The sequence below is a fragment of the Phocaeicola sp. ICN-14070 genome, assembly GCF_037892625.1.
Taxonomy (GTDB): domain Bacteria; phylum Bacteroidota; class Bacteroidia; order Bacteroidales; family Bacteroidaceae; genus Phocaeicola; species Phocaeicola plebeius.
The window spans coordinates 1-8,696 of record NZ_JBBKBF010000096.1 but is presented as its reverse complement, the minus strand read 5'-3'; the positions used below and the strand labels follow the sequence as shown (position 1 = coordinate 8,696).

Below are 8,696 nucleotides of genomic sequence, written 5' to 3'. Positions count from 1 at the left end.
CAGGTGGCGAATATTTGCACAGAATAAGTGTTATTCTTACATTTGTCACGTGATTTTTTTCATAGTATTAGATTTAAGGTTAACAAGGTTGGGAGAAAGCGTTCTCCCATTTTTTATGCCATTTTGTAGACTCCTCCTGCTAGTGCACGGACCACGCCTTTCATCTCTAAATTAAACAGCAGGCTGGTCATGCGGTTGATGGCGATGTTGCTTTCCACTACCAACGTATTGATTTGTATTCCGTCGGGATGCTTCTGTAAATGGGTGATGACTTGTTCTTCTTCGGGTGTCAGTTCCGGGAACAGCTGGCGCTGGACTACCTGAGGGGAAACGGGCACATGGTCCCAGTTCATGGCTTTTACCACATCTTCCGCGCTCTGTATCAAGGCAGCGCGGTTTTTTTGTATCAGCAGGTTGCAGCCGGTGGAGTAGGTGTCGCCTACGCGGCCCGGAAAGGCGAAGCAGTCGCGCTGGTAGCTTTCGGCTATCTCGGCGGTAATGAGGGAGCCACCTTTGGGGCCGGATTCTACCACGAGGGTGGCGTCGCTGATGCCGGCTACGATGCGGTTTCGCTTCACGAAGTTTTGCCGGTCGGGGTTGGTGCCGCTCATGAACTCGGTGAGCAGTCCGCCCTGTGTCAGCATCTCGGTGGCGGTGCGGCGGTGTACAGCTGGATAGATGCGGTCCAGACCGTGAGCCAGTACGCCCACCGTGTCGAATCCGTGGGTCAGTGCCTCACGGTGGGCATGGATGTCGATGCCGTAAGCCAGCCCGCTCACTATCAGCACGTCGGGAATCAGGGTGCTGAGTTCCTGCATGAAACGCTGGCAGAGGGATTTGCCGTAGTCGGTGGCATTGCGTGTGCCTACGATGCTCAGGATGTGACGGCTGTTCAGGTTGGCCGAGCCTTTGTAGAACAACACGAGCGGGGCATCGGGACATTCGCGGAGGCGGGAAGGGTAGGCTTCGTCGTCTTCGGTCAGGCACTGAATCTGGTGCTTCTGGGCAAACGAGAGCTCGGCTTCGCACAGGCGGAATACTTCCGTATGCTGAAAGGCAGTGGCCACTTTCGGAGTGACTCCGGGAAGAAGGGCCGGCAGCTCGCGGGCGTGTTCGAAAAGCATGGCCGCACTTCCGGCAGCCTGAATCAGGTGGCGGGCTCCTACCAGACCGATGCCGGGCAGAAGGGGAAGGGCCATGCGGCAGAGGAGTTCTTTTTCGTTCATTGGTTCAGGTAGGGAGCAAAGATTTCATTGAAGAGGGCGCTGTCGCTCAGGCGTCCGTTGACTACGCACACGGTTTCTACGGTCGATTTGATGACGGGTTTCAGGTCGGGCAGGCGGTAGATGTCCTGCACAAAGACGTATTTGATGCCTTCCTTGCGGAGTGCCAAACGGGAGATGAACTCGTCGCCGCTGGTCAGCGGGGTTTTAAAAGCCATGTTCAGGCGGGCTACCACGGGGTCGATGCCCTGCTGGTGAAGCTGGGCGAAGCTGACACCGACGGAGGAGAGAAACTCGTGGCGGGTGTGCTCGATATAGTGCTGGTAATTGGCATTGTTGACGATTCCCTGCAGGTCGCATTCATAGTCGCGAACCTTCATTTTCAGTTCAAAGATGTATTTCTCCATGAGAGTGAAGTTTATGTATTTTCACAAAGATAGCGAATTATTCCTATATTTGCGGGATATGAAAGAGAATGTACCAGTAATTTATGCAGCCCCTTTGCAGGGCTTTACGGAAGTGGCGTGGCGCAATGCACATGCGCAGTGCCTGGGAGGTGTGGACGCGTATTATACTCCTTTTGTCCGGTTGGAGAAGGGAGAGATTCGTAACAAGGACAGGCGCGACGTGTCGCCTGAAGAGAACACGGTGCCCCGGCTGGTTCCGCAAGTGATTGCCTCAGACCCGGAGGAGCTGAAGGTGCTGACGGACTTTTTGGCTTCGCAGGGCTATCGGGAGATAGATGTGAACATGGGCTGTCCGTTTCCGCTGATTGTACGTCGTGGGAAGGGAGCGGGTATCTTGTCTTCTCCGGAGAAGGTGGAGGCGCTGTTGGAGATGATGAAGGTGTTTCCGGAGATTCGCTTTTCGGTGAAGATGAGGTTAGGCGGCCAGGATGCGGAGGAGTGGAAGGCGCTCGTGCCGTTACTCAACCGTTCGTGTGTGACGCAGGTAACGCTTCATCCGCGCATCGGGAAGCAGCAGTACAAGGGGGCGGTGGACCGGGAGGCGTTCCGTGCGTTCTATGAGGCGTGTGAGCGGCCGCTGGTGTACAACGGTGATTTGCTGACGGTGGCCGACACCCGGGAGGTACTGGAAGCGTTTCCCCGGCTGAAAGGGGTGATGCTGGGCCGCGGGCTGCTGGCGAATCCGGCGCTGGCGCTGGCTTTCCGTGAGGGAGAATTGTCCGAGAACGAATTGAAGGCACGGGTAGCGCAGATGCACCGGCAGATGTATCTGTATTATCATCGGGTGATAGAGGGCGGAGAGGCGCAGCTGCTGGCCAAGCTGAAGACCTGCTGGGAGTACCTGTTGCCGGAGCTGGACAAGAAACAGCGGAAGGCTATCTTGAAGAGCAATCGCTTGGACGGGTATCTGCGGGCAGTGGAAGAGGCGTTGCGGTGAGAGGTATGAAGAACTGAAAAGACTTAACTTTTTTTACAGAAGTAGGATGGTGATTTTGGTATTTTCATCTGTCTCTATTTGAAATAGAAATCGATTTGCACATGGGAAGAGACAGATTAAATATAGATGAGTTATTCAAGTTTTATTATAGACCTTTGTGTTTGTATGCAACACATTATGTACAGGACGTAGAGATGGCCAAAGATATTGTGCAGGATTGCTTTTCGTCTTTGTGGGAGAAAATGAATAATGAAAAGTCTTGTGAGGTAAGTAATATGAAGGCTTATTTGTATGTGATGGTTAAGAACCGTAGCTTGGATTATTTGAGTCAGGAAAATCTGTTCAAATCGGGAGTCTCATTTACTGAATTAGAAGAAACCTTGTTGGATGAGGAGGTGGAGGAGCGGAGTGTGATGGAGGCGCGAATGTGGACTGCCATAGATGCCTTGCCTGAGCGTTGCCGTGAGGTCTTTCTTTTGCATAAACGGGATGGCCTGAAGTATCAGGAGATTGCTGAAAAGTTTCATATTTCGGTTCATACAGTCGACAGTCATATTCAGAAGGCATTTCGTTTGATACGTGAGGGGGCATATAAAGTGTATATGTTTCTCTTTAACTAAAATTCAGTGTTTTCACGTAGTGATTTTTGGAGTTTCTATTGTCATAGGGTTGAATGTATAATATCACCAGAAACATGAATGAATTAGAAGAAAAATGCCTTCGTTTTGTGTTGAGGCACTATCAAAAGAATAAATTGGACACACGGCAGGCTTTGAAAGTTTTCAAGGAAAAGCATGGAGTGGTTGGAAGGGCAGGCGGAAAGAACCGGTATTTCCTGTTTTTATCTGGGCTGGCTGCGGCTATATTGCTGGCGTTTATTGTCTGGGTGGGTATATCTCCTGAGAAGCAGTGGACAGAATTGGCAGCATACGAACATGCAGTAAAGTACCAGTTGCCGGACAGTTCGGTCGTTACGGTATATCCCTATTCTTCTATTTGTTTCCGTACAAAGGATTATGCAGATGTATGTCGTGAAGTGAAATTGACGGGGAAAGTTGGTTTTATGATAAAAAGAGATTGTACTCGTCCGTTTAAAGTAATAGGAAAGTTGGCTGAAGTTCAAGTGTTGGGTACTTGTTTCGTGATGGATGAAAGCCGTGCGGATACCGCATGGGTTCAGGTGGAATCGGGAAAAGTACGGTTTTCTGTACTAGGTCAGTCGGAAGGTGTAGAACTTCTGGCTGGAATGGAGGCACAAGTGGTAAAAGGTCAGCATGTTCCGCAAATCGTCCATCGTCCGGATTCTGTAAAGAAAGGAAGTTTTGTATTTGAGAATACTCCTCTTCCGAAAGTACTTGCAGAGCTTTCCCGTTATTATGGGGTAAAGCTGGTAGCTGACCGGACAGACAAACGGTTGACAGCCAATTTCGATGCACACAGTCTGGACGAAATCATCGAGATAATAGAAAAAGTATTAAAAGTGCATATTAAAAAGCAAGTATGATGAGTACCTTGTGGACTGTGGCGGCTGTCTGTTTATGTTTAGGGGGACATCCTTGTTCTGAAACTTCAGAATTGAAGAAAGCAATCGTACGAATGCAAGACTTGTATCATGTGAATTTCGTCTATGATTCTTCTTTGGAAATGATACGGTTATCTGGCATTCTTTCTTCTGGTAAGTCATTGAAGGAGAATCTGCAAACAGTCTTTTCCGGAACCGGAATCAAATGGGAGATAAAAGGCAGCTATGTTTTGTTGTTTAAATCGAGCCAGTATACTTTCTCAGGACACGTGTGTCAGGATAATGGGGAATCACTCCTTAATGTCACGGTGTATGATCAGAATATGCATATCGGTACCTTAACGGATGAACATGGTTTTTTTAGTTTGACATTACCGGAAGGAAAGCATACTTTGCGTTTCTCTTATGTAGGTTATGAAGAGGTGGTGAAAGAATTGGACTTGCGTTCAGATTATTCTGGTACTATTTATTTGAAGGAAAGTTCCACTGCATTGGAAGGGGTAGTGGTAACAGCCGATTTGAATACTTCTCTTTTTACAACTCAGACTGGAAAGATTTCGTTGACTTCAGAACAGTTGAATACGGAATTCTCACTGTTCAGTTCACCGGATTTAGTCAAGGCAATTCAGCAGCTTCCCGGAGTATCTGCTGGCACGGAACTGCTCTCCGGGCTTTATGTACACGGGGGGAAGAATGATGAAAACTTATTCTTATTGGACGGCATGCCTCTCTATCAGGTGAATCATTTTGGAGGATTGTTTTCTGCATTTAATACGGATATAGTGAAGAACGTGGATTTTTACAAGAGTGGTTTCCCGGCACGTTACGGAGGGAGGCTTTCGTCTGTGACAGATGTCCGTATGAAGGAGGGGGACTTAAAGGAGTTTCATGGTATGGTCTCGTTGGGGCTGCTGGACGGAAGGCTACGTTTCGAAGGGCCTGTCATAAAGGAAAAAACTTCTTTTGTGTTCGGTATGCGCCGGAGTTGGTTGGACGTGCTTTCTGCTCCTGCTTTGCGGATTGCCAATCGTTTCTTTCCCGAAGAAGATATCAATGCCCGTTATGCTTTTCATGATATAAATGCGAAAATTACACATCGGTTTTCCAATGAGAGCAGGCTTTCTTTTAGTGTGTATTCTGGAAGAGATTTGTTTAAAATGAAGGATAAACAGCTTTTCCCGTCAGGAAATCTGCTCCATCAAGAGAAAGAACAGACCACGGATGAATATCATATCAGATGGGGAAATCTTTCTGCCGCGTTGTCATGGAATAATCAGTTCAATCATAAACTGACCGGTAACTTTTCTTTGGTATATGCCCGTAATCTGTCTAAATATGACTTCAGGTCAGATGATAGTTTTTATAAAGGGGAAGATGATAAAGAATATTCTGTAGACCGGATGCAGAGGGACAGTTATTCTACTATTGATGACGTAGGTTTTCGCATGGATTTTCATTACCTTCCTACGGCGAGTCATCATGTTCGCTTCGGAAGCGATTACTTGTATCATATCTATTGTCCGCAGCATACGCTATCACAGGATATAAGAGGTACGGAGGAAATGACGGATACGTTATTGTCATCAGTAGAGAGCCATTACAAGGGGAATGAATTCTCTTTTTATGCGGAAGACGATATGAGGCTGACCCGAAAGCTGCGGATAAACTTGGGGGGACGTTATACCATGTATCAAGTTTCGGGAGCAGTATATCATTCGCTGGAGCCGAGAATATCGGCAAGTTACCGTCTGTTCAGTCGTACCACTTTAAAAGTTTCCTATACCGAGATGAGTCAGTTTGCGCACCAGTTATCCAATTCTTATTTAAACTTGCCGACCGATTGTTGGGTTCCTTCTACCTCCCGTATACGTCCTATGCATTCGCGACAGGTGGCAGGTGGTGTGTACATGGAACTTCCGTGGAGGTTGCGCCTGGAGGTGGAAAGCTATTTCCGTACTACCAGCCGAATGTTGGAGTACGAGGCGGGAGGCAGTCTTACATTGCCTGCCGGAAACTGGGAACAGGTGGTACGGGTGGGAGATGGCAAATCGTATGGGTTGGAAACATCGTTGGTGTATCATGATGAGCAGAACCTCTTTCAGGCTGGTTATACTTTATCATGGAGCAAGCAAAAATTTGATGATTTCTATTCCGGTTGGTATCCCAGCAAGTTTGATAATCGTCATAAACTGAATTTTGTCTATCGTCGTAAATTCAGCCATCGAATGGATGTATATGCAGCGTGGACTTATCGTAGTGGTGACCATGCGACGGTTCCTACACAGTATGTGGAAAATCCTTGCCTACCTGGAACCTCGCAGCTGTCGGACTTAGAGCCGATGTATGGAAAACCTAACAATATTACTTTGCCTGCCTACCACCGGCTGGATGTGGGTATCAATTTCCGGCGGACTACCAAGCGGGGATTCGAGCGAATTTGGAATGTGAGTATCTATAATGCTTATTGCCGTATGAATCCTTTTTATACAAAGATAGAACGGCAGGTGGATGGAAGTTTCAGAGGAAAGGCTATCGGACTGTTCCCGATAATTCCTTCTTTTAGCTACACCTTAAATTTCTGAATCGGCATGCATTGGAATGTCATTGATTATAACAAATTTCTAAACATTGTATTTATGCATTTACACAAACAGAATCTCATAATAATACTTGCAGCCTTCAGCCTGTTGTCATCTTGTGTGTATTATTTTGACTTGGATAAGATTTCAGAGGTTCCTAAATTAACGGTATATAGTTATCCTGGAAGTGGTGATACTACGGTGGTACGTCTTTCGCACAGTCTTCCGGTTTATGACAAAGGCATGAGAATGTATGGATTAAAGGGCAGGGACATCAGGTTGGAAGTGAATGACATTGCTGTTCCTTTGTTGTGGACAGAGGATTCATTGCCGGGAGTTCCCGCCAAAAGTTATTATGTGGTGCAGCCCTATGAGACGAGTGACCGTGTCCGGCTTACAGCTTCGGTAGAAGGGGTGAAAGCAGTATCTGCCTTTACCATTATTCCTGCTCCTTTCCCCTTAAACGCTGTTAAAATAGAACGAAAACCCTCTGAGTTGAGTGTGCTCCAGCTTCAGATAAATTTTACCGATTATGCAAAGATTGAAAATTACTATGCGGTAACGGTCAAAGAAAGGGTGAAGTATTGGAAAGAGGGGACTTCGGAGGTGCATTATGGTAAACCGTCTTCTGCTTATATGGACTGGAGTGATGAGCCAATATTGGATGCTTCTTCTGGTTTGGATGACATTTTTATGGGAAACTATGCGTACTATCAGAATCTGTATTTTTGGAGCGATGAGAAAATTCAGGGAAAGAATTACACACTTCGCCTGAATATGACTTACATACCTGATTACAAGACTTCTATTCAAGATGAGACTTTTATAAACAGAAAGCAATATAAGGTTTATTTATATAGTCTGTCTGAAGAGTTCTACCGTTATTTGAAATCACTTAATGAGCAGAAGAATAATGAACTGGGTAATGTGGAGCTGGCTCCTATGCGGGCTACTTACACCAATGTGGAGAACGGTTTCGGACTGGTAGGTGGTTGCTGCTTGCGGCAAACGGAGTGGATGGAACTGTCAGAGTCTGAAACACAGTTAGATTTTGACCATGCAGTGTTTAATGTTGAATATAATGTGGATTCGATAAAAAAGAATCACCCGTTTATTTCGCTGAATAATGAATCGTTAAGTAAATAAAACAGAAACCAGATTAAAAATAATAACGCTAATTGGAAATCAGTATGAAACGATTATCTTTTTTCTTATTCCTTTTCTTTTTATGGATGACAGTTCGTGCACAGATGCTCCGTTCTTCAGGCCTGGTGCTTTATGGAGGGAAAAATACCGTAAACTACCAGGTGGCTTCACCGGAGAAAGGATTACCGCCTTTCGATTTGGCGAACTCCCGTTTGGGGGCTGATTTTACTTTGGGTGCCGGATACCGCTGGCGGCTGAATCGTCCGGATACCGGCTGGTTCTTCGACTTGTCGTTATCGGCAAGATATGGCCGTTACAGCTATGGATTCCGTTATCTTTCTTCTGACGTGCATACGACGTATGTGGGCGGAGAAGGAATCCGTAATCTGTGGTCGGCATCTTTTGCTGGAAGTGTGGGACGGTACCTGTTTCGAGGATTGAATCTGTCGGTAGGAGTGGAGCCTACTTTTTATTTTTATGACAAAAGTTTCTTCGACTTGCCGATATTTGCAAGGTTGGCGTATGACTTCAGATTCATGGAAGTAGCTGTGCAATACAAATGGGGGATGACAAGGAAGTTCAATATGTCTCCTTTCTTGCGTAACCGACTTTCAGGCTGGGAGTGTTCGGCCTATATTCCTTTGTCAAGACGGAAATGATTTTTCTTTGAAAGGGATGGATTTTCTATAAATTTCTGTAACATATTGAGAAATACAGATTTAATAGCTTTCAGTACTTTCTTGTCAGTACTTGAGTACTTCCACGTAAGTACTGTAGTACTCCAAGGAAAGTATTAGAGTACTGCCAAGGAAGTACTGATTT

The 8,696-nt window shown here is 46.3% G+C and carries 8 protein-coding genes; 6 read left to right on the top strand and 2 right to left on the bottom strand.

Annotated elements, in window-relative coordinates; all coding sequences use genetic code 11:
- Positions 1-113: 113 nt before the first annotated feature.
- Both dprA and WKT20_RS16945 read right to left on the bottom strand, forming a co-directional pair.
- The gene (gene dprA, locus WKT20_RS16950) at positions 114-1,226 is read right to left on the bottom strand and encodes a DNA-processing protein DprA (protein ID WP_270526283.1); all 1,113 of its coding nucleotides are present in this window, start codon (positions 1,224-1,226) and stop codon (positions 114-116) included.
- Positions 1,223-1,630, bottom strand: a complete 408-nt coding sequence (locus WKT20_RS16945) for an acyl-CoA thioesterase (RefSeq protein ID WP_007559458.1) — start codon at positions 1,628-1,630, stop codon at positions 1,223-1,225. The genes dprA and WKT20_RS16945 overlap by 4 nt, the downstream gene beginning before the upstream one ends.
- Positions 1,631-1,688: 58 nt before the next feature.
- On the opposite strand from WKT20_RS16945, the gene WKT20_RS16940 reads away from it, so the two are divergent.
- From WKT20_RS16940 to WKT20_RS16915, 6 genes are all read left to right on the top strand, one after another.
- Positions 1,689-2,627 (top strand): tRNA-dihydrouridine synthase family protein, encoded by a 939-nt coding sequence (locus tag WKT20_RS16940; RefSeq protein WP_270526286.1) that lies wholly within the window; start codon positions 1,689-1,691, stop codon positions 2,625-2,627.
- A 101-nt stretch (positions 2,628-2,728) separates the two neighbouring features.
- Positions 2,729-3,247, top strand: coding sequence for an RNA polymerase sigma-70 factor (locus tag WKT20_RS16935; RefSeq protein ID WP_007559456.1), 519 nt, complete (start codon positions 2,729-2,731; stop codon positions 3,245-3,247).
- A gap of 74 nt (positions 3,248-3,321) precedes the next feature.
- Complete coding sequence (locus WKT20_RS16930; protein WP_117670203.1) at positions 3,322-4,131, top strand: FecR family protein; 810 nt, start codon at positions 3,322-3,324, stop codon at positions 4,129-4,131.
- Positions 4,131-6,731 carry a TonB-dependent receptor gene (locus WKT20_RS16925; protein ID WP_409034790.1) on the top strand — a complete coding sequence of 867 codons (2,601 nt, stop codon included), beginning with the start codon at positions 4,131-4,133 and terminating at the stop codon, positions 6,729-6,731. The genes WKT20_RS16930 and WKT20_RS16925 overlap by 1 nt, the downstream gene beginning before the upstream one ends.
- Positions 6,732-6,785: 54 nt before the next feature.
- Positions 6,786-7,874, top strand: coding sequence for a DUF4249 domain-containing protein (locus WKT20_RS16920; protein WP_270526291.1), 1,089 nt, complete (start codon positions 6,786-6,788; stop codon positions 7,872-7,874).
- 44 nt (positions 7,875-7,918) lie between these two features.
- Positions 7,919-8,533: a hypothetical protein gene (locus WKT20_RS16915; RefSeq protein ID WP_340417781.1), complete on the top strand. Its 615-nt coding sequence runs from the start codon at positions 7,919-7,921 to the stop codon at positions 8,531-8,533.
- Positions 8,534-8,696: the final 163 nt, after the last annotated feature.